Origin of the sequence: Corynebacterium ureicelerivorans (assembly GCF_000747315.1) — a bacterium.
Classification (GTDB): Bacteria; Actinomycetota; Actinomycetes; order Mycobacteriales; family Mycobacteriaceae; genus Corynebacterium; species Corynebacterium mucifaciens.
The window spans coordinates 2,033,120-2,055,195 of the sequence record NZ_CP009215.1 but is presented as its reverse complement, the minus strand read 5'-3'; the positions used below and the strand labels follow the sequence as shown (position 1 = coordinate 2,055,195).

The 22,076-nt window shown below is 67.8% G+C and carries 21 protein-coding genes, 1 tRNA gene and 1 riboswitch; of the genes, 7 read left to right on the top strand and 15 right to left on the bottom strand.

Annotation, left to right across the window (positions count from 1 at the left end):
• Window positions 1-4 precede the first annotated feature (4 nt).
• Complete coding sequence (locus tag CUREI_RS10125; RefSeq protein ID WP_038613205.1) at window positions 5-1,069, top strand: glycosyltransferase family 4 protein; 1,065 nt, start codon at window positions 5-7, stop codon at window positions 1,067-1,069.
• Here the strand turns inward: CUREI_RS10125 and CUREI_RS10120 are convergent.
• The 4 genes from CUREI_RS10120 to CUREI_RS10105 all read right to left on the bottom strand — a co-directional run bounded on the left by CUREI_RS10120 (window position 1,044) and on the right by CUREI_RS10105 (window position 4,304).
• On the bottom strand, window positions 1,044-1,496 hold the full coding sequence (locus CUREI_RS10120) for a DIP1984 family protein (protein WP_038613203.1): 453 nt from the start codon (window positions 1,494-1,496) through the stop codon (window positions 1,044-1,046). The two genes, CUREI_RS10125 and CUREI_RS10120, sit on opposite strands and share 26 nt — an antisense overlap.
• 337 nt (window positions 1,497-1,833) lie before the next feature.
• Complete coding sequence (locus tag CUREI_RS10115) at window positions 1,834-2,070, bottom strand: three-helix bundle dimerization domain-containing protein (RefSeq protein ID WP_038613201.1); 237 nt, start codon at window positions 2,068-2,070, stop codon at window positions 1,834-1,836.
• A 175-nt stretch (window positions 2,071-2,245) separates the two neighbouring features.
• A complete protein-coding gene (locus CUREI_RS10110) occupies window positions 2,246-3,655 on the bottom strand; it encodes a hypothetical protein (RefSeq protein ID WP_051952340.1) in 1,410 nt (469 codons plus the stop codon).
• Window positions 3,639-4,304 (bottom strand): porin PorA family protein, encoded by a 666-nt coding sequence (locus tag CUREI_RS10105; RefSeq protein WP_038613199.1) that lies wholly within the window; start codon window positions 4,302-4,304, stop codon window positions 3,639-3,641. Before CUREI_RS10105 ends, CUREI_RS10110 begins: the two co-directional genes overlap by 17 nt.
• 37 nt (window positions 4,305-4,341) lie before the next feature.
• Here CUREI_RS10105 and CUREI_RS12055 point away from each other — a divergent pair, with 37 nt between their 5' ends.
• Complete coding sequence (locus CUREI_RS12055; RefSeq protein WP_236627190.1) at window positions 4,342-5,394, top strand: acyltransferase family protein; 1,053 nt, start codon at window positions 4,342-4,344, stop codon at window positions 5,392-5,394.
• Here CUREI_RS12055 and CUREI_RS10095 read toward each other — a convergent pair.
• Window positions 5,301-8,198, bottom strand: a complete 2,898-nt coding sequence (locus tag CUREI_RS10095; RefSeq protein WP_038613195.1) for an alpha-(1->3)-arabinofuranosyltransferase domain-containing protein — start codon at window positions 8,196-8,198, stop codon at window positions 5,301-5,303. The genes CUREI_RS12055 and CUREI_RS10095 overlap by 94 nt on opposite strands.
• 15 nt (window positions 8,199-8,213) lie before the next feature.
• On the bottom strand, window positions 8,214-8,423 hold the full coding sequence (locus tag CUREI_RS10090) for a DUF2613 family protein (protein WP_038614419.1): 210 nt from the start codon (window positions 8,421-8,423) through the stop codon (window positions 8,214-8,216).
• Window positions 8,424-8,490: 67 nt separating this feature from the next.
• Between CUREI_RS10090 and CUREI_RS10085 the strand changes: the two genes are divergently transcribed.
• Together CUREI_RS10085 and CUREI_RS10080 are read left to right on the top strand one after the other, a co-directional pair.
• Window positions 8,491-9,687, top strand: coding sequence for a glycoside hydrolase family 3 N-terminal domain-containing protein (locus tag CUREI_RS10085; RefSeq protein WP_038613193.1), 1,197 nt, complete (start codon window positions 8,491-8,493; stop codon window positions 9,685-9,687).
• A gap of 138 nt (window positions 9,688-9,825) precedes the next feature.
• Window positions 9,826-11,481 (top strand): VanW family protein, encoded by a 1,656-nt coding sequence (locus tag CUREI_RS10080; RefSeq protein ID WP_051952339.1) that lies wholly within the window; start codon window positions 9,826-9,828, stop codon window positions 11,479-11,481.
• Between the two features lie 6 nt (window positions 11,482-11,487).
• On the opposite strand, the gene CUREI_RS10075 is transcribed toward CUREI_RS10080, so the two are convergent.
• Both CUREI_RS10075 and CUREI_RS10070 read right to left on the bottom strand, forming a co-directional pair.
• Window positions 11,488-12,570, bottom strand: coding sequence for a hypothetical protein (locus tag CUREI_RS10075; protein WP_084768324.1), 1,083 nt, complete (start codon window positions 12,568-12,570; stop codon window positions 11,488-11,490).
• Between the two features lie 22 nt (window positions 12,571-12,592).
• The gene (locus CUREI_RS10070; protein ID WP_084768322.1) at window positions 12,593-13,420 is read right to left on the bottom strand and encodes an esterase/lipase family protein; all 828 of its coding nucleotides are present in this window, start codon (window positions 13,418-13,420) and stop codon (window positions 12,593-12,595) included.
• Between the two features lie 78 nt (window positions 13,421-13,498).
• A riboswitch (SAM riboswitch) is annotated at window positions 13,499-13,635 on the top strand.
• A 16-nt stretch (window positions 13,636-13,651) separates the two neighbouring features.
• Here CUREI_RS10070 and CUREI_RS10065 point away from each other — a divergent pair.
• The gene (locus CUREI_RS10065; protein ID WP_038613189.1) at window positions 13,652-14,230 is read left to right on the top strand and encodes a hypothetical protein; all 579 of its coding nucleotides are present in this window, start codon (window positions 13,652-13,654) and stop codon (window positions 14,228-14,230) included.
• 659 nt (window positions 14,231-14,889) lie between these two features.
• Here the strand turns inward: CUREI_RS10065 and CUREI_RS10060 are convergent.
• Window positions 14,890-14,960, bottom strand: a tRNA-Gly gene (locus tag CUREI_RS10060).
• Between the two features lie 62 nt (window positions 14,961-15,022).
• Here CUREI_RS10060 and dcd point away from each other — a divergent pair.
• Window positions 15,023-15,586, top strand: a complete 564-nt coding sequence (gene dcd / locus CUREI_RS10055; RefSeq protein WP_038613187.1) for a dCTP deaminase — start codon at window positions 15,023-15,025, stop codon at window positions 15,584-15,586.
• A 259-nt stretch (window positions 15,587-15,845) separates the two neighbouring features.
• Window positions 15,846-17,183 (top strand): UDP-glucose dehydrogenase family protein, encoded by a 1,338-nt coding sequence (locus CUREI_RS10050; RefSeq protein WP_038613185.1) that lies wholly within the window; start codon window positions 15,846-15,848, stop codon window positions 17,181-17,183.
• Window positions 17,184-17,217: 34 nt separating this feature from the next.
• Here CUREI_RS10050 and CUREI_RS10045 read toward each other — a convergent pair whose 3' ends face one another.
• Genes CUREI_RS10045 through CUREI_RS10020 form a run of 6 tightly spaced genes read right to left on the bottom strand, consistent with a single transcriptional unit; the run spans window position 17,218 to window position 22,037 of the window.
• The gene (locus CUREI_RS10045; RefSeq protein WP_038613184.1) at window positions 17,218-18,459 is read right to left on the bottom strand and encodes a pyridoxal phosphate-dependent aminotransferase; all 1,242 of its coding nucleotides are present in this window, start codon (window positions 18,457-18,459) and stop codon (window positions 17,218-17,220) included.
• Between the two features lie 21 nt (window positions 18,460-18,480).
• Complete coding sequence (locus tag CUREI_RS10040) at window positions 18,481-19,086, bottom strand: DUF1707 SHOCT-like domain-containing protein (RefSeq protein ID WP_038613182.1); 606 nt, start codon at window positions 19,084-19,086, stop codon at window positions 18,481-18,483.
• A 60-nt stretch (window positions 19,087-19,146) separates the two neighbouring features.
• Window positions 19,147-19,395 carry a hypothetical protein gene (locus CUREI_RS10035; RefSeq protein ID WP_038613181.1) on the bottom strand — a complete coding sequence of 83 codons (249 nt, stop codon included), beginning with the start codon at window positions 19,393-19,395 and terminating at the stop codon, window positions 19,147-19,149.
• A gap of 14 nt (window positions 19,396-19,409) precedes the next feature.
• Window positions 19,410-20,354: a substrate-binding domain-containing protein gene (locus CUREI_RS10030; protein ID WP_051952338.1), complete on the bottom strand. Its 945-nt coding sequence runs from the start codon at window positions 20,352-20,354 to the stop codon at window positions 19,410-19,412.
• Window positions 20,347-20,730 carry a hypothetical protein gene (locus tag CUREI_RS10025; RefSeq protein WP_038613179.1) on the bottom strand — a complete coding sequence of 128 codons (384 nt, stop codon included), beginning with the start codon at window positions 20,728-20,730 and terminating at the stop codon, window positions 20,347-20,349. The genes CUREI_RS10030 and CUREI_RS10025 overlap by 8 nt, the downstream gene beginning before the upstream one ends.
• A gap of 11 nt (window positions 20,731-20,741) precedes the next feature.
• On the bottom strand, window positions 20,742-22,037 hold the full coding sequence (locus tag CUREI_RS10020; RefSeq protein WP_084768530.1) for a Na/Pi symporter: 1,296 nt from the start codon (window positions 22,035-22,037) through the stop codon (window positions 20,742-20,744).
• Window positions 22,038-22,076 lie beyond the last annotated feature (39 nt).

Genomic DNA, 22,076 nt, shown 5'->3' with positions numbered 1-22,076 from the left:
AGCGATGAAGATACTGCTTATGTGCTGGCGCGATTCAACCCACCCGCAGGGCGGCGGTTCCGAGCGCTACCTCGAGCGTGTCGGGGAGTATCTCGCCGCGCAGGGCCACGAGGTGATTTACCGGACCGCGAAGCACACCGGCGCGGCGCGCCGGTCGCGCCGTGACGGGGTGCGCTACGAGCGTGCCGGCGGCAAGTTCGGCGTGTACCTAGCCGCGCCGCTGTCGATCTGGCGCAACCGCCCGGACGTGGTGGTGGACACGCAAAACGGCATCCCGTTCTTTGCGCGGTTGTTCACCCGCACACCCGTGGTGCTGCTCACGCACCACTGCCACAAGGAGCAGTGGCCGGTGGCGGGTCCGGTGATCGGGAGGCTGGGGTGGTTCTTGGAGTCGCGCGTGGCGCCGCGCGTCTACAGAGGTGCGCGGTACGTGACGGTCTCGGAGGCCTCGAAACGCGACCTTGTGGCGCTGGGGGTGCGCGAAGGCGACATCGAGATCGTGGAAAACGGCGTGGATCCGGTGCCCCAGGAAGTGCCCACGCTTCCGGACGACCACAGGGTGCACCTGGTCACCCTGTCGCGCCTCGTGCCGCATAAGCGCATCGAGGAGGCCATCGACGCGGTGGCGCAGATAGATGGCGCAGTGCTCGACGTGGTGGGTTCCGGCTGGTGGGAGGACGAGCTGCGCGAGTATGCGGCCCCGTACGGCGACACGGTGGTCTTTCACGGGCATGTTTCTGAGCCGTACAAGCACGCCCTGCTCGAGCGCGCCGACCTCCACGTGTTGCCGTCGCGGAAGGAAGGCTGGGGCATCGCGGTCATCGAGGCCGCGCAGCACGGGGTGCCCACCGTGGCCTACGCGTCTGCCGGCGGGGTGGCCGATTCCATCCGCGACGGCGAGACCGGGCGGCTGGTCTATCCCGGGGAGGATTTTGGGGAGGCGGTCGGGGAGACCGTAGGGCGTCGAGAAGCGATGGCCCCTGCGGCGCGGGCGTGGGCGGCGCGGTTTTCCTGGGAGGCAACCGGCCGGAAGTTCGCCCAGGTTATCGCAGCTGTGTTGTCCAGTTGAGCTGCTGGATTTTCGTGTCCAGCTCCCGGTAGGCCTTTGCGGCGCTGTCGGCCATGTCGCGCAGTGCTTTCACGTCCACGGCGGGCAAGAAGCGCACCTCGGAACGGGAGTAGCGGGAGCCGGTCATGGTGCCCGCGTCGGCGACGGCGGCGTAGAGGCGGCGGGAGCGCAGCAGCGCGTCGCGGCGCGCGATGGCGTCTGTGAGCGTGGCGCCTTCGAACTCCGTCTGCGCATTGGTGTGGTTGATGCGGCGCACGAGCGTCTCAATTTCCTGCAGCAGCGCGGCGGCTTCCTCCAGCAGCGCCGCCGGGTCTTCCACCGGGGTGTCGCCCTCTTGGATCATCGCGCCGCTGACTAGCCGTTCCTGCAGCTTGTTCAGGCGGTCCTGCGCCTCGGCGCGTCGCGCTAGCGCTTCTGCGAGCAGCATCTGTGCCTCCTTGTACGTTTCTGTCCCCGTTCCCAACCCTCGCGGATGCCTCCGGGACACCCCCAACGTCGCGGTAGTAAATGGTGCTCGGTGCAACCCTGTGGTGGGGGTCGTGCCCGTGTGCGTCGTGCAGGCCGCATGCGTTGTGCGTGTGAGCGGAATCGAACCGCTTCAGCCCTGATACGGCCACAAGGCGCCATGAGTGCGTCCATTTCCCCGGGCGCGTGGGGTTGACGTTCGCTGGGTGCCGGTGGGCCTTCCGCTACCGACAGTTTCATTCGAACATAGCAAAACGCCCAGCCGCTGAAAAGGGCTGGGCGTTAAGCGTTATGCGGTTTTATGCCGCGGAGGGGAACAGCTCGCCGTCGCGGAAACGGTCGCGCATTTCGGCCTCGACGAGGACGGGGATGAAGTCCTCGATGCTGGCGGTCTTGCGGTGGGTGCGCAGGACAGCATCGAACGCGTCGTTGATCTCGAGGGCGTCGAACTGGCCGGCGAACTCGGTGAGCAGGTCCTCGCGGATGTTTCGCAGGGCTCGCTCGCGGATGATGCTGAAATCGATGTTGTTAGCCATGGTGTTCCTCCTTGCAGAAGTGCTATCTGCTCCTTCATTCGGCTCGGGGCTACGCATTGGACGTAACCTGTTGTTCATCTTGCGTTTACTTTAAGGCAGTGGGCGACGGTAATGCAAGGGTATCAATGATTGGCCCGCACCATTAATGGTCTGAAGCCAACTATGTCAGGTAAACCTACTGTTCAACGGCGCTTTTTATGCGCGTGTGACCTCGGACACATGTTATCAGCGGCACCATGCACCACATGGCGAACAGGGCAATTCCCGCCGGCGGCAGCGGGCGCGGGGGCGCGCCGGCCTCCATCACCGTGCCGTCTGCGCGCACCACCACGCCGATGCCGAGCTCCCGCAGGCGGACAGGGTCGGAGATGGCAGCCTGGGCCGCAACCCAACGCGGCGACGGCGCGTCCACGGGCACCCCGTCCACGGTCAGCGCGCCGGATTCAACCACGTTCATGGCTTTGGGGGCGGGGTCGACGACTGGGTGGCCGTCGATAGTGGTGAGCGTAGGGCGCGACTCGAATACAACGTCGCGGCCCCGGTGGTCGACGGCGGGGACGTCCACCGTGGTGGGGGTAAGTGCCGCGAGCGCGACGGGCGCGTCCGGAACCTGTAGCACCGCAAACGCGGCTGCGGCCAGCGCACGTCGGGGCTCGAGCGCGCCAGCGGCAGCGACGAAGGCGGGGATGGCCAGGATGAGCCACTTTTGCCCGTCGCGAAGCAAGCCCGCGCCGGGAACGTGCGAGACGATGGGCGCGGTCAGCCCCGTCCACGACGCCACGGCGAGCGCGAAACCGACCCCGGCAAGCGCTAGCCAGCGCCGGGGAACCGCACGCCAGCTCAGGGCGAGCAGTGCGAAGAGCGCTATGCCGAACAGCGCCCACCCGGCGGCGCGCGACGGGGGCACGGCCTGGCCGTTCCAGATGCCGCCCAGGCCAAGCAGCGCACCGAGCGTGCCCACGTGCCCCTCGGCGCGCGGCGCGAAGGCGGCTGCCCCAGCCACCGACGAGGTGCCCGGCGAGGAGGCGGCGAACCCCGCGACGACCCACGGCAGGCAGGTCAGCACCGCGACCGTCAGGCTCCGCCACCCGCGCGCGAACATCGCCGCCACCAGCGCCCCGGTCGGGGTGAGCGAGGCCAGCCAGTGCGCAAGCGTCGACACCGGGTGCACGCCAAGCGCCACGAACGGCAGCAGCCACGCCGCGGCGGCGAGGGACCACTGGCCCTGCAACAGGCGCTCCACCACGAACGGGTTCCACACCGCCACGGTCATCGCCGCGGCCTGCCCGAGCGGGGTGCGCCCCAGCCGGTGCCCGGCCCACGCGGCGCCCGCGGCGGCGGCGACCATGAACACGCGCACGAACAGCACGGGCCACGGCAGGATGCCCAGCAGCGCGTCTTGGGGCACGTTGCGGGCGGGCAGATCGCCCCAGCCCAGCGAAGCGCGGGTGAGCGCCATGGCGTCGAAGACCATCATGTCGCGCAGCGCGAACGCCTCGCCGGGGACGAAAAATGGCCAGGTCAGCGCAAGCACCAGCACAGCGCCGTAGGCCGGCGCCCACCAGCGGCTAACGCCGGCGGGCATAGAACACCAGGCCCGCGATGAAGGCTGCGGCGGCAATGGCGCGGGTCACCACCGCCATCACCTGCAGCCCGCGCAGCCACGCCACGTCGCGGCGCGCGGCCTCTACCTGCGCGGCCTTCGTCGCCTCGGCAAGCACCCACTGGGCCTCGCCGCAGGTCCAGACCTCGTCCACGATGCGGCCGGTGTGACGCTCAGCGTCGACGATGCGGACGCACCCGTCGGACATGTCCGCCTCGTACTTGTACGTCTCCAACCCGCGCACGGCGCCCGGCCCGAGGTAGTCCAGCGCAACGTCGCTGCCTGTCGCCGGGTCGAACAGCGGGTACGTGCGCCGCTCCGGGCGGTAGGGCATGAGCGGACCCAGCCCGGCGCGCCCCTTGGCGGGGAAGGCGGTGGAGGGGTCGATGGCGAAACTATCCACCTCGTCGCCGTCCACGGTCACCACCGCGTTCAGGCTCTTGGGGGCCTCGGTGAGGGTGACGGTGCGGGTGTGGGGCGAAGCGCCGTCGCCAAGCGCCGTGAATTGCACGGTGTACTCGCCGGGTGTGAGGGTGCGCTGCTTGGCTATCACGACGGGGGAGGCGAGGTTGAGCGCGGTGCAGGCGACGACGATGCCCAGGCAGGTGGCAAGTCGGCGTCGCAGGTTCACCCGTGTCACCCTACCGGGTGGCTAGACTTGCGCCATCGTGAACAGACCCGCCATTTTGCCCGAGCTCGACGGACTGCGTGCCGTGGCCGCGTACGGCATCGTGGCCACCCACGTGGCGTTCCAGACCGCGACCGGCTCGGCGGTGCTGGAGCGCTTCGACTACTTCGTGGCGGTGTTCTTCGCGCTGTCGGCGTTTCTGCTGGCGCGCGGCGGGCTGCGCGAGGGGTATTACTCGCGGCGCCTGGCCCGCCTTGCGCCGGCGTACGTGGTGTGTGTGGCGGTGGTGCTGCTCGCACTGCCGCCGCTCGCGGGGGTCACGTGGGGCCAGGCGGCGGCGAACCTCATGCTGGTGCAGGTCTACGTGCCGCATTCGCTTATCGACGGGCTGACGCAAATGTGGTCGCTGTGCATCGAAGCCGCCTTCTACGTGGTCCTGCCGCTGTACCTCAGGCTGGACGGGCGGGGGCGCCGTGCGGCGCTGGCGGGTTCGGTGGCGCTTGGTCTGGCGTGGCCCTGGGCGGTGAGCGGGATTTCCGACCCGGCGGTGCTGAACGTGCAGATCTGGCCGCCGTCCTACGCGCCGTGGTTCGCCGTCGGGCTGGTGCTGGCGGAGCTGGAGCGCGCTCGCGTGCGCTACGCCGGCCCGCGCTGGCCGTTTCCAGTGCTGGCGCTGCCGGTGGCGTGGGTGGCGGGCGTGATCGGCCCGCGCGGGCTGGAGCACCCGTCGCCCGCGGAGTTCAACGTGCGGGTGCTGCTCGGCGCGGTGTTCGCGGCGCTGGTGGTGGCGCCGTACGCGCTGGGGCAGCGCGAGCGCGGCACGGTGCTGTCGTCGCCGGTGATGCGCACGCTGGGACGCTGGTCGTATTCGGTGTTTTTGTGGCACATGGCGGTGCTGTACTTCGTGTTTCCGGTACTCGGCGTGCAGGTGTTCTCCGGGCACTTCCTGCTGGTGTACGCAGCCACCGCGCTGGCCAGCACCGCGGTGGCGTACATGTCCTACGAGTTGGTGGAGGTGCCCGGCGCGCGGCTGGTCAGGCAGGCCACCGCGAAGCAGCCGGCGACCATGAGGAAGGTGGAGGAGCCCGCGTAGTTGGCCGCCGGCCACGGGGCGCGCGCGAGCACGAGGCCGGCGACCGCCATGGTGGCGGCCGCGACCCGGTGCATGGGTAGGACCGTGAAGCGGCGCACCACCCACGCGAGTACCGCGGCGGCGAGGCCCTCGAACGGGAACGCGGCCACCACGGCGACGGTCGGGGCCCAGTTTGCCGCGGTGGGCGGGTTCCATGGATCGGCGTCTTCGCGCCGCCACGGCACCCACAGGCACCAGGCGAGCACAAGCAGGCTGAACGCCCCGCCGAAGATCAGCGAGTAGCGGTACGCGCCGTCGCCGGCGAAGCGCATCCGGAACTCGCCGTGCGCGCCCTCGGGGACGCGGAAGGCTTGGGCGCCGGCGTCGATACGCACGGGCTCGAGTTCGGTGCCGCCGAGGGCGGCGCGCAAGCCCTCGTTGAACGCGCGGGTAGTCACAATGAGCCGGTCTCCGGTCTGGTTGGGCAGCGGCGCGCGCGAGAGCATCACGGTGTCGGCGCGGGTGAACAGCTCGTGGGTGCCGGCGGGCAGGAAGACGCTGCCCACGCGGCGCTCGCCGTCGATGGTGGCGGGGCGGGTGAGCTGCCATGTGGCGTCCTCGGCGGTGGTGAAGCGGCGCTGGATCACGGTGTTGTCGGGGAAGTGGCGCTGGAAGAAGTAGCGGTCCGCGGTCCCGTCCACCTCTACGACGCGGCGCACGCCGACGTCGAGCTCGCGGATGCCCACCGGTTCGGTGAGTTGGAGGATGGTGGCGTCGCCGCGGGTGAGTCTGCGCGGCTGGTCTTTGACCAGGGTGACGGTGCGGCACCTGCGGTTGCCGTCGCACAACCGCACCGTGGTGTCCGCGGTTGCCGTGACCGTGACGGTGTCCTGCTGGGACTGGAACTCGATCCACGCGTCCGCGTCGCCGGGGGCGGGCCACCACGCGGTTTCCTCAAGCCCGTCGAAGGCGGCGGTGAGCGACTTCGACGGATCCGGCCCGCCGAACGCGCCGGCATCCGCGGCCGACGACGACGCGCGGGCGAACCCATCCATCGCCACCCCGGTGCGGGAGCCCGCCGAGGGGTAATCCTTCACCCGGTTGCGCACCGTGGCGTCCTCCCACTCGGCGGCGAGGTGGCCGGACTGGCCGTCGATGGTGCCGTAGTTGCGCACCGCAAGCGCCGGGGTGTCGGTGACGATATCCGCGTCCCCGTCGGCCAGGCGCGCCGGGAAGTACCCCAGCTCGCGCCACAGCAAGGGCAGGACCTCGCCGCCGCCGTCTACGGCGACCGGTTCGCGGTCCGTCTCCATCACGTCCGCGTCCGGGTCGAGCAGGAAGATGTCCACCTCGCCGAAGCTCGCGTCCGGCTCGCCCAGGTTCGGCGTGCGCGGCTGCTGCTCCAGGTCGCGCCGCACCACCACAGCGCCCACGCCGATGGCGCGCAGGGCGTGCCTATCGACGAGCTCCGCCTGCCCCTCCAACCCCCGAATCGCCTCCGGATCCACCAGGGGCACCGCGTCCCGGAACGCGAAGCGGGATCCGGTGAGGGCCTGGATGGGCTCGTCGCGCGTCCAGCCCCAGGTCTGCCGGGCAAACGACGCCGGCGGCACCACGAGGGTGCGGGTGCCGGCCGCGTGCGTATCCAGCCACTGGCCGGCGGCGACCCAGTCGTCGGATACCTCGTGCCACGTGCCCTCCGGCAGCAGGCGCAGCGACCACGCCGGCGCCACGGCCACCGCCGCGGCGAGGGCGACGCCCACCGCCTTCGGCCGGTTCACCTTCGCGGCCACGTGCCCGGCGCCCAACGCGAGTGGCAGGTGAACCAGCGGGTCGAATTTGTGCAGGTTACGGAAGGGGGCGAGAGTGCCGTCGTACAGCGAGGTCGCCATGTGCGCGGAACCGAGCACCCAGAAGCCCACCGCGAACACCGCAAGCCACGGCCCGCGCCACGGCATGTCCCGGCGCGCGAGGCCCGCGAGGCCGAAGGCGGCGACAAGGCAGGTGGCGATGACAAACGCAGGTTCGGCGACCAGCAGGTGGCCGGCGGCGCGCTCGGTATCCACAAACGGCGTCCAGCTGGTCGTGCCCCGCAGGATCTCCACCGGGTTGAGCCACGCGGTGGTCACGCCGGCGGACTCGATGAAGTCAGTGAACGGCGGCGAGTACCGCCCCAACACCAGCAGCGGCCCGATCCACCACGCGGACACCGCCGCAGCGCCGAGCGTGAACCTGCCGGCCGCGGCGTAGGCCCGCCGGGCCACAAGCAGGACGAATGCGGGCAGGCAGGCGGCGATGGTGGCGGTAGCGTTGACCGCACCCATGCACGCCACCGCCACCACCGCCGGCGCCACCCGCGGGGTGCGGCGCGTCAGCGGGATCAGCGTCCACGGCACCAGCGCCACCGGCCACGCCTCGGACGAGATGGCGGTGAGCGTGGTCAGGATGCGCGGGCTCAGCGCGTAACACCCAGCGGCGAGGACCTGCGGGAACGTGCCCCGGATACCGATTCGCCGCGCCAAGGCGAGCGTGCCGGAGTACGCCAGACACAACAGGAGCAGCCACCACGCGCGCTGCACCAGCCAGTCGGGAACGTGCAGCAGGTGCCCGACCAGGAAGAACGGCCCCTGGGGGAAGAGGTAGCCGTACGCCTGGTTTTGCACCTGGCCTAAGGGGAACTCGTCGGTGTACGCCCGCGTGGCGCGCTTAAGAAACCGGAACGGGTCCGCTACCAGGTCGAACTTCGTGTCCGCCGCGACCTGGCCGGGTGGCTGCGCGAGAACAACGAGCAGGAGCGACAGCCAGCCCCCGATGTGCGCGCGCATCGCCCGCACCAGCGCCTACTTCCTCGAGCCGTACTCCGGCCCGCCCAGCACCGCCTCATCCGCCGACACGGCCGAGCCCTCCGGCACCGTGGACTGCCCAGAAACCGCGGCGATGCCGAGCACCCCCACCACGCCGAGCACCACGCCCACGACGGTGCTGGCCAGAACAGGCGCGGTGGCGCGACGGGCGAGCGATGCCGGCAACGTGAGCACTCGGTGGGACATGTCGGAGAAGCGTACCAGCGGCAGGTACAGTGACGGTGGTTTGAAACGGCGGTAAAGGGGCGACCACATGCGGGTTCGGGCAGGTGCGGCAGCGGTCGCGCTCGCGTGCCTCTCGACGTTCAGCGTCGCCGGGTGCTCATCCCCGTCAGAACCCGCCGAAGAGCACTCGCCGGCGCCAGAGACTGCGGCGGTGGACCGTGAGGACGTCGAGACGCAGGCCACGACCACAACCCCCACCCAAGCCTCCCCGACGCTCTCCGCCGCGCAGCAACGCGTGCCGGCCGACCTGCGGGAGAAGGTGGCCTCCCTCATGGTGGTGGGCGTGTCCAACTACGACCAGGCGCGCACCGCGCTGGACCAGGGCGTCGGCGCGCTGATCATCCCGAGCTGGGCGGACCCGGCGCTGCTGACAGAAGACGGCCGCAACATCAACGCGTTGCGCGAGCAGTACGACCGGCCGTTCAGCGTGGCCATCGACTTCGAGGGCGGGCGCGTGCAGCGCCACACCCAGGTGCTGGGCGATTTCATGCCGCCGCGGGCGCTGGCCGGGCAGCCGCCGGAGGTGATCCGCGGAACCGGCTACGACATCGGCAGCTCGCTGCGCGCGCACGGCATCAACGTGGATTACGCGCCCCTGCTTGACTTGGACGTCGCGGCGCTGGACATCGTGGGCGACCGCTCCTTCAATGGCGACCCCGAGGAGGTCGTGCGTATCGCGGGCCTGTTTTCCCAGGGCCTCATCGACGCCGGTGTAACGCCCACCTTCAAACACTTCCCCGGCCACGGTCGCGCCTCCGGGGACACGCACCACCAACTTGCGCTCACGCCGCCGCTGGGGGATCTCAAGGCGCTGGACCTCAAGCCGTACGGCCCGCTGCTCGAGCAGTTCCCGCAGGCCAGCGTGATGATGGGCCACATGATCGTGCCCGGCCTGGGCGCCGACGGGGTACCCAGCTCCATGAACCCGGAGGCCTACCGCCTGCTGCGCACCGGCGACTACCCGGGCGGGGTGCCGTTCGAGGGTGTCGTAGTCACCGACGACCTGTCGGGCATGCGCGGCATCCTGGACTACGCGCCCACCCACGACGCCGTGGCCAGGGCAATTGGCTCGGGTGCAGACCAGGCGCTGTGGTCGTCCGGTGCGGACGTCGCCGGCATCATCGACCACGTCGTGTGGTGCGTGCACAACGGCTACATCCCGGAGGCGCGGGTGGACGAGGCGGCCGCGCGTGTGCAGCAGCAGTTCATCGACACGGGTGTGTAGGCGACCGTCTAGGCAATAAAGCCGTGGCCAGGGTATGCGGTGCTGCGCATCTCCGATACTGTTGTTCGGGTGACTACGGTGAAGGCAACCTCGCAGAGGAAAGGCCGTGCGGGTGCCCCGTCTGGCGGGCCACGCGGGATGGGGCGCGGCAGCAAGATCGCGCTCGGCACCTTTTTAGGCATCCTTGCGGTCGTCTTGGCGCTGTACCTGGCTGATTTGGCTATGCACCGCGGCAACGTGCCCCGCGGCACGCACGTCGGCGGCGTCAACATCGGCGCGATGGCACCGGCGGACGCGAAGGAGAAGCTAAAGGCGGAGCTTGGCGGCACCGCCGACGAGGCCGTCATGGTGCGAGCGGGGGAGCAGCGCGCCGAGTTCGTTCCCGCGCAATCCGGCCTAGGCATCGATTTCGACGCGACCGTGGACGCCGCCGGCATCGCGTCCGCCAACCCGGTCGAGCGACTGCGCAGGCTGTTTACCACCCGTGAGGTGGACGTCGTGCCCACCGTGGACGATGTCGCGCTGAACCACCAGCTGGACCGGCTGGTCGGCGAGCTGCACGTGGACCCCGCCGACGGCGTCATCCGCGTCGAAGGTGACCAGGCCGAAACGCAAGACCCGAAGCCTGGCCAGGACGTGGAGCGCGCCGCACTGCGCGACGAGGTCACCACCGGCTGGCTCAACCCGGACGGCGTGGAGGTCGAGCCGACGCAGGTGCAGCCCGCCGTCGACGAGGCCGCGATGCAGGCCGCGCTCGATGGTCCCGTCCGGGCGGCCCTGGACGGCCCGGTCACCGTCACCGGCAAGGATGAGTTCGCGGCCGCGGTGCCGCAGGACCGCCTCGGGGAGATCGTGCAGTTCCCCGTGGTGGACGGCCGTATCACGCCGAGCGTGAACCAGGACGCCGCCCGAGCCATCCTCGACGAGCAGCTCGCGCAGACTGAGGTGGAGGGCCAGAACGCCCGGGTGCTCGAAGGCGGCGGGGTTGAGCCCTCCGTGAACGGCTCCGTGGTGGACTGGGACGCGACCATGGACGGCTTTAACGAACGTGTGCTGGGCGCTAAGCCCCGCGAGTGGGATGCGGTGTACAAGGACGTGCCAGCGCGATTCACCACCGCGCAGGCGGAAAACGCCACGTTCAACGACGTGGTGGGATCGTTCACCACCGGTGGCTACTCAGGCGCGTCCGGCACCAACATTGCGTTGGTGGCCAGCACCGTCAACGGGGCCATTGTGAACCCGGGCGAGACGTTTTCCCTCAACGGCTACACCGGCCCGCGCGGCACCGCACAGGGCTACGTGGAGTCCGGCATCATCCTGGACGGGCACGCGGACACCGCGGTCGGCGGCGGCATCTCCCAGTTCGCCACCACCTTGTACAACGCCTCGTACTTCGCCGGCATGACGGATGTCGCGCACACCCCGCACTCCTACTACATCTCCCGCTACCCGGCCGGGCGCGAGGCCACCGTGTACGAGGGCGCGATCGATCTGCAGTTCAGGAACGACAGCCCCTACCCGGTGCGCATCGCCACCAGCGTCGGGGGCGGCGAGGTGACCGTCAGCCTGATGGGTGTCAAGACCGTCACCGTCGATTCCATCAACGGCGGCCGCTGGGCGGAGACGGCGCCGGAGCCGATGAGCGTGCCGGGCTCTAGCTGCGTGCCGTCGTCAGGCACACCGGGCTTCACCACCTCGGACACCCGCGTCATCTACGACCTGGCGGGCAACGAGCTCAGCCGCGAGACGCGGACCACGGTCTACGACCCGCAGCCAATCGTGCGCTGCAGCTAGCGCGCGCTACTCCCACCCACCCGGGCCGGTGGATCCCTTGGCGTACTCCTCCATTGCGGTATCCGCCATCGCCTCGAGCACCGGTTGCATGGCGCGCCACCCCGCCTGCGCGCCTCCGGCGGGAACGCTCACGGAGCGATCGCCCTCGAACAAGCCCCGGATGACGGTGCCGTACGGGGAGAGCGGGCCGTCGTAAAGCTCCAGCTCGCGCTCCACGCCGCCCGCGAACGCCAGCCGCAGGAACTTACGGTCCTTAGCAAACGCCTTGCCGGTGCGCAGCAGCACCGAAACCCCGGAGACCGCGTCGAGCTCGAGCTGCACCAGCGTCTCGGTGTCGTTCGCCGGGTCAACCCCGTCCTCCTCGGTGTAGCCCTCGTAGCGCGCCCTGCGGACGCTGTCCGGCCGCACCTTCAACGATTCCAGTGCTTCCAGCGACGCCTCCGGGGAAGCGCTGCCCGCCAGGATCCTGGCCGCCGACTGCAGCATGTGGGATTGCACCATGTCCCTAGCGGCGCCCGTCGAGTCGTAGAACTCGGCGCGCCCCTCCAATGCCAGCGACTCCTCGTAGACGAACTCGATGCGTTCCAACCCACCGTTCGCCGAGACCTCCAGTGCCGCGCGGTTCACCGCGGGCTCAGAGAGGAAGTGGTCCACGCGGTAAATCTGCTCCTCGCTCACAACCGCGCGCAGCGCCTCGTCCAGCGCGTCCGCCTCGTCCGCGGAGTTGCCGTAGGGCTTTTCCATCGCAATGACAATGTCTTCGGGCAGGCGCACGTCGCGCAGCGCGTCCACTACCTTCACGGCCACCGCCGGTGCGAGGGCCATGTACATGACGGTGCGGTCGCCGGAGGTTGCGTCGAGAAGCTTCTGCACATCCTCGCTCGAGGTAGCATCGACGGCGAAGTAGCGGGCGGCGACATCCGCGCCTGCCTCGCGCACCTGGTCTTGGTACCCGTCAACCTTGTCGCGCCCGGCGCCGAGGACCTCGACATCCGCGCCGCTCGCTCGGACGTACTCGCCCAAGCCGGGGAGGAGAAGCCGCATAGCAAGATCGCTCGTACCGCCGAGCAGGACAAAAGATGTTTTCATGCCGCCCCAGGCTACGCGCGAGTTACGCGAGCCCGTCGAGCTGCGGCGGCACGTGATCGCCCACTTCTCGCAGCAACCCCCACACGGTGAGCTCCGCGTATAGCGGGTCGCGCGGCATGAGGGAGTGCATCGGCGCGTAGCCGTCGTACCACCGCGCGGAGTCGATGTTGGCAACGTCGGCGCCCCCGCCGGCCACCAGCGTCGACGCAGCCGCGGGCGTGACCACCGCGTCCGTGGGGGAGTAAATGGAGGTGTACACGATGCCGGGGGCGGTGTCGGGCCCGCTGGCGTACTCGCGGAGCCACTCGGAGCCGACTAGCTGTTGCGCCGCCCCCGGCGCGAAAAGCGCAGTGAGGTGCGGGTGCCTCGCCGCGACCTCGCCCATGCGCCCCGCAAGCCCCCGGAAGTCGGTGCCGTGGAAGTTACCGCCCATCGCCACCACGCGCCGCACCGTCTCGGCCCCGCCGCGCGCGATAAACAGCTTGGTCATCAGCGCACCCTGCGAATGCGCCACAATGTCCACCTGCGTCGCACCGGTCTTGCGCAGCACCCGGGCCACGTGGTCCTCCACGTCGCCGACGATGGAGTTGAGGTCGCCTGCGCCGAAAAATCCCGGCGCTGTCATGTCGCCGTAGTCGTACCCCCACACCCAAAACCCTTGCCGTTTGAGCCGCTGCGCGTTCGCCTCAAACGCCGCCGTGCGGGAGTTGATGCCGTGGATGTACAGCACGGGCGTGGGGTAGGAGGGCGTGAACTTCCGGTCGTTGAAGGGCAGCGGCGGGCGGTTTTGCAGCCCGCGCACTGCCCCGTAACCGGCTGCTAGTGACATCATCGCGCTGCTGAGTTTCATTACGTCGAGCATATTGCTTCTCGACGTCCTCCGGCCCTCCCTCGCGGTAGACAAAGCGGTCTGTTATTGTCCTTTGTGGATCACGAAGTCCGACGGCCCCACTCCGGTGGGGCGAAGCCTTCCGGCTCGTCGGCTGGCAACCGCGCACATCGCGCACGGTGCCCCCGGGAGAAGATCCGCCGGCACGCGCAACCGCCGCGCCGGAAGAGCGATTCTCAAAGGAGATCAACCATGTCTTCCGACATGCCCGAAATGTCCAACCCCTTCGACGTCGCCGATGACTGGGTTCAAGCCACCCTCGGCAGCCTCAATGTCAACACCGTCACGTTCAGGCTCGACGGCACAGGTGAGACCGTCACCGCGGAATTCGCCTCGCCTATGGAGGCCTTTGATTTCGTGGGCCACACCGGGCCGAAGCTCGAATACTCCGCCATCGAGGCTGCCGTCCGCGACGCTAACGGCACCGTCGTCCCCCTGCCGGAGCCGCCCGCGGAACGCATCCCGTGCGGCCCCGACAAGTGTGACCTGATCGCTGACGGGCACAAGGCCCACTGGATTCCGGTCCTGCGCGCCGGCAACGGCCCCAAGGAGGACTGGTTGCCCATCACCATCATTGAGCACGACGGCACCAAGCTGATCTTTTCCACCGAGGACGGCGTGTACACCTGCTACAACCACGACCCGGAGCGCCTCGCCAACGCCAAGCACTACAACCGCAAGTGGCCGGTGCTACGAGGCGAGTTCAACGGCCACGGATACCCGGTCAGCGTCGTCTCATCCCGCCCGATCGGCCCCTGCAGCCACGCGTAGCACTGCAATCACTGTTGAGGTGCTACGGGTACGTTGTCCCGTCTGGGTCAGCGGCCCGGATGACGCTCTCAACCGCAGCGCATAAATCGGGGTCGTTCACTGTCCCTTGCTCGCAGCCCCACTGCGTCTGGAGTTCGCCGGACGACGGGTTGCGCGCACCATTGGGTGCATACCCATAACCGGTAACCGCGGCGCCACCCGAGTGCAAGCCAGACTGCCGCTCAGCCTCCATGTATGCGGGGCCGCCAAGTTGTTGGAAACAATCTTCGGAGTACTCCACCGTTCCGTCAGACCACAGTGCTGGCCCGGGGGTGCCTTCGAGGCATTCGACAACATAGGGCTGCTCCTGAGAGGCAGACTGCCCCGTCACTGCGACTGGCTCAGTCTGCTGCGCTGGTGCAGTCGAGTACTCAACCGCAGGGGAGGGGGTTGTGGAAGACGCCGTTGTTGTCACCGTCGTGGTGGTGGTTAGAGTCACCGACTCTGTGACAACAGTTGATCCAGTCTCCCCGCAGCCGACCAAGGTCAGCGGAAGGACGCAGGTCGCCAGTAGTGGGGCGGTGCGGTTCATGTGAAGGTCCTTTCGTACGTGGGCCGCACGCAATATACGCACAAAAGCGCCCTGCAACTTACGTAAGTCGCAGGGCGCCGATCTAGAGAGCCGGCGACGAGAATCGAACTCGCACTCTCAGCTTGGGAAGCTGATGTTCTACCACTAAACTACGCCGGCAGCTCGGATAACTTTAGCACCACGGAAGAGGTCTCCAAAAACGGGGAAGTACACTCGCGTCCGTGCTGCTTTCAGATCACGACATCCGCGACGCCATCGACTCAGGCCACCTCGGCATCGACCCGTTCGACGCAGAGCTGATCCAGCCGAGTTCGATCGACGTGCGAATTGATAAGTTTTTCCGGGTTTTCAACAACTCGAAGTACACGCACATCGACCCGAAGCAGGAGATGCCGGATCTGACCACGCTCGTCGAGGTGCCGGAGGGCGACGCCTTCGTCCTCCACCCCGGCGAGTTCGTGCTCGCCTCCACCCTGGAGTGCTTCTCCCTTCCCGCCGACCTGGCCGGCCGCCTCGAGGGTAAATCCTCCCTCGGCCGTCTCGGCCTGGTTACCCACTCCACTGCCGGGTTCATCGACCCGGGCTTTTCCGGCCACATCACCCTCGAACTGTCCAACGTGGCCAACCTGCCCATCACCCTGTGGCCGGGCATGAAGGTCGGCCAGCTCGCCCTGTTCAAGATGACCTCGCCCGCGGACACCCCGTACGGCTCCGGCACGCTCGGCTCGAAGTACCAGGGCCAGCGCGGCCCGACCCCCTCGAAGGCGTACCTGAACTTCCAGTAGGGGCGTGCGCCTGTCGACGTCACCTCCGGCCGTCACCGGGTCTGAATTCCCCGCGAATGTGCTAGTTCGTTCCGCACCGTTACTAGCAGATCACGCGTCCGCGTAGGCGTTTCTGCTGGTCGTGTTGAAACCCATGTTCAACAGCAACCTGATCTGCTAGTTCCCCCCACATGGCGGCCGGGGCAACTAGCAGATTCGCAGCCTTCCAGCCCGCCCTCCGCGCTGCCGCGCCCGCCCTCCCACGGCATAATGGTCTCTTATGCGGATGACTGTGATTGGTACCGGTTACCTCGGCGCGACGCACGCGGCGTGCATGGCTGAACTCGGCCACAAGGTGCTGGGCGTAGATGTTGATGAACACAAGATCGAGGCGCTGAAAAACTCGAAGGTGCCGTTCTACGAGCCGGGCCTGCCCGAGGTCCTCGAGCGCAACATCGACGCAGGTCGCCTCAGCTTCACGACGAACTACGCCGAGGCCGCCGCCTTCGCAGGCGTGCACTTCATCGGCGTGGGCACCCCGCAGCAGCGCGGCTCCTACGCGGCTGACACCCGCTACGTCGAAGCGGTTATCGACGACCTGGTGCCCCAGCTCGAGGGCGAGCACCTCATCCTGGGTAAGTCCACCGTCCCCGTCGGCACCGCCGCGGCGTTGCAGGAGCGCGCCGACAAGCTGGCGGCAGCGCACGGCAACAAGGCAACCGTGGAGATCGCGTGGAACCCGGAGTTCCTGCGCGAAGGCTACGCGGTCAAAGACACCATCGAGCCGGACCGCATCGTCTTGGGAACCCGCGCAAACAACACCACAGCCGAGGCCGTTGCCCGCGAGGTGTACGCGACCCCGCTGGCCAACAACACCCCGTTCATCGTGACGGATCTGCAGACCGCGGAGCTGGTGAAAGTTTCCGCCAACGCGTTCTTGGCCACCAAGATCTCCTTCATTAACGCCGTCAGCGAGGTCTGCGAGATCGTCGGCGCGGACGTGACCCAGCTGGCGGATGCCATCGGCTACGACGACCGCATCGGCCGCAAGTTCTTGGGCGCCGGCCTCGGCTTCGGCGGCGGGTGCCTGCCCAAGGACATCCGCGCGTTCATGGCGCGCGCCGGCGAGGTCGGCGCGGACCAGGCGCTGACGTTCCTGCGCGAGGTGGACGCGATCAACATGCGCCGCCGCCAGCGGGTGATCGATCTTGCCCGCGAGGAGCTCGGCTCGCTCATCGGCCGCAACATCACCGTGCTGGGCGCGTCGTTCAAGCCGAACTCGGACGACGTGCGCGACTCGCCGGCTCTCGCCGTGGCCGGGCAGCTCAGCCTCGCCGGCGCGTCCGTGCGCGTGTACGACCCGCAGGGCATGAACAACGCACGCAAGGTGTTCCCCACCCTCGACTACGCCGCCTCGCTGGAGGATGCGCTCACCGGCGCCGAGCTGGTCATCCTCGCTACGGAGTGGCAGGAGTTCAAGGAGATGGATCCGGTGTGGGCGGCGAAGCTCGTCGAGAGGCAGGTGCTTATCGACGGACGAAACGTCCTCCCTGTCGCCGAGTGGCGAAACGCCGGCTGGCAGCTCCGCGCGCTGGGGCGCAGCCTGGGCGACAACTAGCGCCACCCGTTGCGGCTGCTGGGCGATTGTGCCCCTAGTGCTGGTGGTAGTCCACCAGGAAGTTGCCCAGGCGCTCAATCGCGTTTTCTAGCTGGGACGCCCACGGCAGCGTGACCACGCGGAAGTGGTCCGGGGTGGGGTAGTTGAAGCCGGTGCCCTGAACCATGAGGATCTTCTCTGACTTGAGCAGGTCCAGCATGAACTTCTCGTCGTCGTGGATGTTGTACATCTCGGCGTCGATTTTGGGGAAGCAGTACAGCGCGCCCTTCGGCTCCACAACGGAGACGCCCGGGATCTCGCGCAGCTTCTTCACCGCAATGTCGCGCTGCTTGTGCAGGCGCCCGCCCTCGGCAGTGAGCTGGTAAATGGATTGGCGGCCGCCCAGGGCCACCTGGATGGCGTGCTGGCCCGGCACGTTTGCGCACAGGCGCGTACCGCTGAGCAGGTCTAGGCCCTCGATGAAGCCGGTGGCGCGGCGCTTCGGCCCGGTGACCACCATCCAGCCGGCGCGGTAGCCGCACACGCGGTACGCCTTGGACAGGCCGTTGAAAGTGATGCAGATGAGGTCGGGGGCGATTTCGGCCATGGAGACGTGCGAAGCGCCGTCGTAAAGCACGCGATCGTAGATCTCGTCGGCGAGCACCATGAGCTCATGCTCGCGGGCGATGTTTGCGATGCCCTCGAGCACCTCGCGCGAGTACACCGCACCGGTGGGGTTATTCGGGTTGATCACCACGATCGCTTTGGTGCGGTCGGTGATCTTGGAGCGGATGTCCTCGAGAGACGGGTTCCAATCGTCCTCCTCGTCGCACATGTAGTGCACGACCTTGCCGCCCGCCAGGGTGGAGGCCGCGGTCCACAGCGGGTAGTCGGGGGCAGGGATGAGGATCTCGTCGCCATCGTTGAGCAGGGCCTGCGTGGTCATGCTGATCAGCTCGGACACGCCGTTGCCCAGGTACACGTCGTCGATGTCGATCGAGGGGAAGTCGTCGATCATCTCGTAGCGCGTGACCACAGCGCGGCGTGCGGACGTGATGCCCTTGGACGTGGTGTAGCCCTGGGACGTGGGCAAATTGGCAATCATGTCGCGCATGATCACATCCGGCGCCTCGAAGCCGAAGATGGCGGGGTTGCCCGTGTTCAGCTTCAAAATGGTGTGGCCGTCGCGCTCCATCTTCTCCGCCGTCGCCGTCACCGGCCCGCGGATGTCGTAGAACACGTTTTTTAGCTTCTCCGCCTGGTCGAAGTGGCGGTGCTCCTTTAGTGGCTCGCTCATGCCACACCACTGTAGGCGCGTTTAGGGTTTGCGGAAACGGTTTAGGGTGTTTTGCGCCGCGTCGAGCGCATCGGACTTGAGCTGGTTCATCTGGTCCTTGCGCTGGGAGCGCATGAGCGCCTGCTGGTGCGCCTTCGCCGACTCGATTTCCAGCTGCCGCATCTTGATCTCCTGGCGGCGCTGCGACTCAAGCTGTCGCAGGCTCGGGGTGTACCACGAGTCCGGGCCCACCTTCATCACGTACAGCAGGATGAACAAGGTGGGAATGGCGAGCAGAAAGATCGGGTGCAGCGCAGTCAACCCCAGCGCGCCCACGGTGCCCAGCCAGAACACACCGGCGCGCATGCGCCGCCCGGAACGCCGCGTCTGCATGATCTCGCGGCCGCTGTAGAACACGTCGCCGGCGTCCGCGTTCCGCTGCGCCACGGCACCGGCGGCGGGCTGCGGCGGCAGATCCGCCAGAATCGGCGCGAGGTCCGCGTGCGTCTGCGCCTCGGCCACCCGGCGGCAACGCTCGTCGAACTCCGCCATGTTGAGACGGCCCTCGCCGAGGGCACCGCCGAGGGTGTCCATGGCCTGCATGCGTTCCTGGTCGCTGATCCTGAAATTGCCGTACGGGGTGCTCACGTAGCTAATAGTAACGCCCCGGCCGTGATCGCACGGCCGGGGCGAAAGGTGGGCGAGCGGTTAGCGCTCCTGCTCGCGGCTGTCGTTGGCGCTTTCGTTCTTATTTTCGTGGCGCGGCAAGTTGCCGTCGTTCCAGCGCGCGCCTTCCTCGTGGTGCTCAGCTTCCTCAACGGTGCGCACGCCCTCGCCGAGCGGCAGGGTGTCCATGCTCTGGTTCGGGTTGTTCGCGCCGTCCTTGCCGGCTTCGGTGGCGTTGGGATCAGTCGCGTTGTCGGTGCTGGTGTACAGGCCTTCGTTTTCAGTCGTCATGTGCCTGATCCTACTTACTGCCAGCGCTCATCGGCGCCGGTTACGCGGTCCTCGTAGCGCTGCTTCGCATCGGTGTACTCGCTTTCCGGCAACTGGTAGAAGTACACGCGCGGCAGCACCGCCTCCACGTTGTCCAGGTAGGTGGTGACAAACTCGTCGACGTCGTCGCGCTTGGCGGATTCCTCGTTGACGTAGATGAACAGCGGGCGCGACAGCGGGTAGTTGCCGTTCTTCGTCTCCTCCGCCGTGGGGGCCACCCCGTCCACCAGCACGTTGTCGATGCGGCTGCGAGTGGGGTCCTCGGTGGACAGGTAGTTGCCGATGCCCATGAAGCTCAACGCGTTGACGTCGTCGGCGACCCAGCCGGACAGTTCCTGGACGTCGTCGGTGGCCTGGTAGTCGTCGCGGATCTGATCGCCGCCGAGCACGAGCTGCTCAAACACGCCCAAGGTGCCGGAGCCGGACGGACGGCCGTACAGCGTGATCTCCTCGTCCGGCCAGGAAGGGTCGATGTCGGACCACTTGGACACGGCGGAATCCTTCGCCCAGATGTCGTGCAGTTGCTCGATGGTGAGGTCCTGCGCCCAGTCGTTGTCCCGGTGCTTGACCAGGGTGATGGCGTCGAGCGCGATGGGCAGTTCCACGAAGGTCACGCCGTTGTCGGCGCACTGCTTTTGGTAATCCACCTCAGTGCCGGCGCCAGGGATTGCCACGGACGCGTCGTTGATGTCGGCGTCGCCGGCGCAGAAGGCGTCGAAGCCGTCGGTGGAGCCGACGGCTTCGATGTCCACGTTGAAGTCGTAGCGGTTTGCCATGTAGGAGGTAATCGGCTCGACGGTGGAGGAGCCGGTGATGCGGATGGCGTCTGCGTCCGGGGTGGTGCCCTCGGAACCGCAGCCGGCGACGGTCATGGCCACTGCGGTGAGCGCGGCGGCGGTGAGTGTAAGGCGGTTACGCATTTCCCTTTCCCTCCCGCATCTCGGCGCGCAGCTCGCGCAGCAGCTTGAACAGGTTGCTCCAGGAACCCTTCGAGTTCGCCCAGTACTCGGGGAAGTGCTTCAGCTCTTCCTCCTGCTCCGGGGTGACGTGCGGGTTGATCTTGCGGCGGGTCTTGGCCTGCTCGTGCTCCAGCTGGGTGCGGTCGCCCTGGCGGGCCTCCAGCTCCGTGCGCAGCTCCTCTGCGGTCTCTTCCAGCTCGGCCAGCAGTGCGTGCAGCTCCGCGTCCGGAGCCTCGCGCTTGATCAGGTCCTGGGCCAGCGGCGCAAGGTCCGGAGTCTCGCCGGTGGTCGGGTTCGCCGGGTTGTCGGGGTTGTTTGGGGTGTTCGGGGTGGTCATGGTGGGCCTCCTTAGAAAAGCGCGTTGGAGATGAAAACGGCCAGGATCGGGATGATGAAGAACACGCCGCCGATCCAGGCGAAGACGTACATCTTGTTCTTCGTAGCCAGGCCAGCCAGCCAGTCGGAGCCGGCCGGCGGGAGCTTCCGCAGGAACGGGATGCTCAGGATCAGAATCGCTGCGCATGTGTTGAACAGGGTGTGCACGAGCGCACCAGCCATCGCGGCCTCGGCCTCGGCGCCGGAGGCGGAAAACGCGGCGATCAGGCCGGTGACGGTGGTGCCGATGTTGGCGCCCACGACGAACGGGAACAGGGTGCGCACCTTGAACTTGCCGGACGCCGCCAGCGGCACCGTCAGAGCGGTGGTGGTGGAGGAGGACTGGACCAGGGTGGTGATCGCGGCGCCGGAGAGCACGCCGACAAACGCGTTCTTGCCCAGTGCGGCGTAGAGGATGTCCTGCGCCTTGCCCACCAGCAGCGCGTTGAGGATGTTGCCGATGAACTGGATCGAAAACAGGATCAGCACGATGCCGAGCACAGCCAAAACCACGCCGCCCCAGACGTCGCCCAGCGGCTCTACCAGGCTGTCCACCAACCCCACCAGCGGCTCGGTGATGAGGTCGATGAAGTCGCCGATGGACTCGAAGATGCCTGCCACCACGCCTTCGCCAGAGCCGGACAGGGACGGCGCGATCGCCGTCGCCGTCTTGCCCAGGAAGCCGGTGAGAATCTCCAGCGGGAAGAAGATGAGGATGGCGATGAGGTTGAAGAAGTCGTGCACGGTGGCCATAGAGAAACCGCGCTGGAATTGCTTCTTGTTGCCCGCCAGGCCCAGAGCCACCAGCGTGGAGGTCACGGAGGTGCCCATATTCGCGCCGAAGAGCATCGGAATCGCGATGTTCAGCGGCAGGCCGCCGGCGATCATGCCCACCACGATGGAGGTGGTGGTGGAGGAGGACTGGATGATCGCCGTGGTGACGATACCGATAGCCAGGCCCACGAACGGGTTTTCGGCGAAGGAGAAGAGCTCCTCCGCGCGGTCGCCGGCGATGCCCTTGAAGCCGTCGCCAATCATGCCCACGCCGTTGAGCAGGATCCAGATGCCCAGGAACACGGCCACCCAGTTCGCAATCTGTTTGGCCGTGCCCTCCAGCGGCAGGAAGCTGAGGGGGTCTTTGTGCTCGTTATCGTCGTCTACGTCGTGCTCGTCGTTATCCGAGCGGTTGGTGTCGTCGGCGTCGTCGGTCCGGCCGGTGTTGTCGGCTACGTCCACGGCGGTTGAACCGCCGGTTTCTTCTCGTTTCATGGTTTCCCAATCGGTCGGCTGGCACAGGTGCACCGCCCA

What these genes read in the sequence shown, in the direction of transcription:
- CUREI_RS10020 (WP_084768530.1), bottom strand. Translation starts at nt 22,037, where the DNA reads ATGAAACGAGAAGAAACCGGCGGTTCAACCGCCGTGGACGTAGCCGAC.
- CUREI_RS10110 (WP_051952340.1), bottom strand. Translation starts at nt 3,655, where the DNA reads ATGCCCGCCGGCGTTAGCCGCTGGTGGGCGCCGGCCTACGGCGCTGTG.
- CUREI_RS10080 (WP_051952339.1), top strand. Translation starts at nt 9,826, where the DNA reads ATGGGGCGCGGCAGCAAGATCGCGCTCGGCACCTTTTTAGGCATCCTT.
- CUREI_RS10065 (WP_038613189.1), top strand. Translation starts at nt 13,652, where the DNA reads ATGTCTTCCGACATGCCCGAAATGTCCAACCCCTTCGACGTCGCCGAT.
- CUREI_RS10120 (WP_038613203.1), bottom strand. Translation starts at nt 1,496, where the DNA reads ATGCTGCTCGCAGAAGCGCTAGCGCGACGCGCCGAGGCGCAGGACCGC.
- CUREI_RS10125 (WP_038613205.1), top strand. Translation starts at nt 5, where the DNA reads ATGAAGATACTGCTTATGTGCTGGCGCGATTCAACCCACCCGCAGGGC.
- CUREI_RS10095 (WP_038613195.1), bottom strand. Translation starts at nt 8,198, where the DNA reads ATGCGCGCGCACATCGGGGGCTGGCTGTCGCTCCTGCTCGTTGTTCTC.
- CUREI_RS10085 (WP_038613193.1), top strand. Translation starts at nt 8,491, where the DNA reads ATGCGGGTTCGGGCAGGTGCGGCAGCGGTCGCGCTCGCGTGCCTCTCG.
- CUREI_RS10035 (WP_038613181.1), bottom strand. Translation starts at nt 19,395, where the DNA reads ATGACGACTGAAAACGAAGGCCTGTACACCAGCACCGACAACGCGACT.
- CUREI_RS10115 (WP_038613201.1), bottom strand. Translation starts at nt 2,070, where the DNA reads ATGGCTAACAACATCGATTTCAGCATCATCCGCGAGCGAGCCCTGCGA.
- CUREI_RS10030 (WP_051952338.1), bottom strand. Translation starts at nt 20,354, where the DNA reads ATGCGTAACCGCCTTACACTCACCGCCGCCGCGCTCACCGCAGTGGCC.
- CUREI_RS10050 (WP_038613185.1), top strand. Translation starts at nt 15,846, where the DNA reads ATGCGGATGACTGTGATTGGTACCGGTTACCTCGGCGCGACGCACGCG.
- CUREI_RS10090 (WP_038614419.1), bottom strand. Translation starts at nt 8,423, where the DNA reads ATGTCCCACCGAGTGCTCACGTTGCCGGCATCGCTCGCCCGTCGCGCC.
- CUREI_RS10075 (WP_084768324.1), bottom strand. Translation starts at nt 12,570, where the DNA reads ATGAAAACATCTTTTGTCCTGCTCGGCGGTACGAGCGATCTTGCTATG.
- CUREI_RS10045 (WP_038613184.1), bottom strand. Translation starts at nt 18,459, where the DNA reads ATGAGCGAGCCACTAAAGGAGCACCGCCACTTCGACCAGGCGGAGAAG.
- CUREI_RS10070 (WP_084768322.1), bottom strand. Translation starts at nt 13,420, where the DNA reads ATGAAACTCAGCAGCGCGATGATGTCACTAGCAGCCGGTTACGGGGCA.
- CUREI_RS10025 (WP_038613179.1), bottom strand. Translation starts at nt 20,730, where the DNA reads ATGACCACCCCGAACACCCCAAACAACCCCGACAACCCGGCGAACCCG.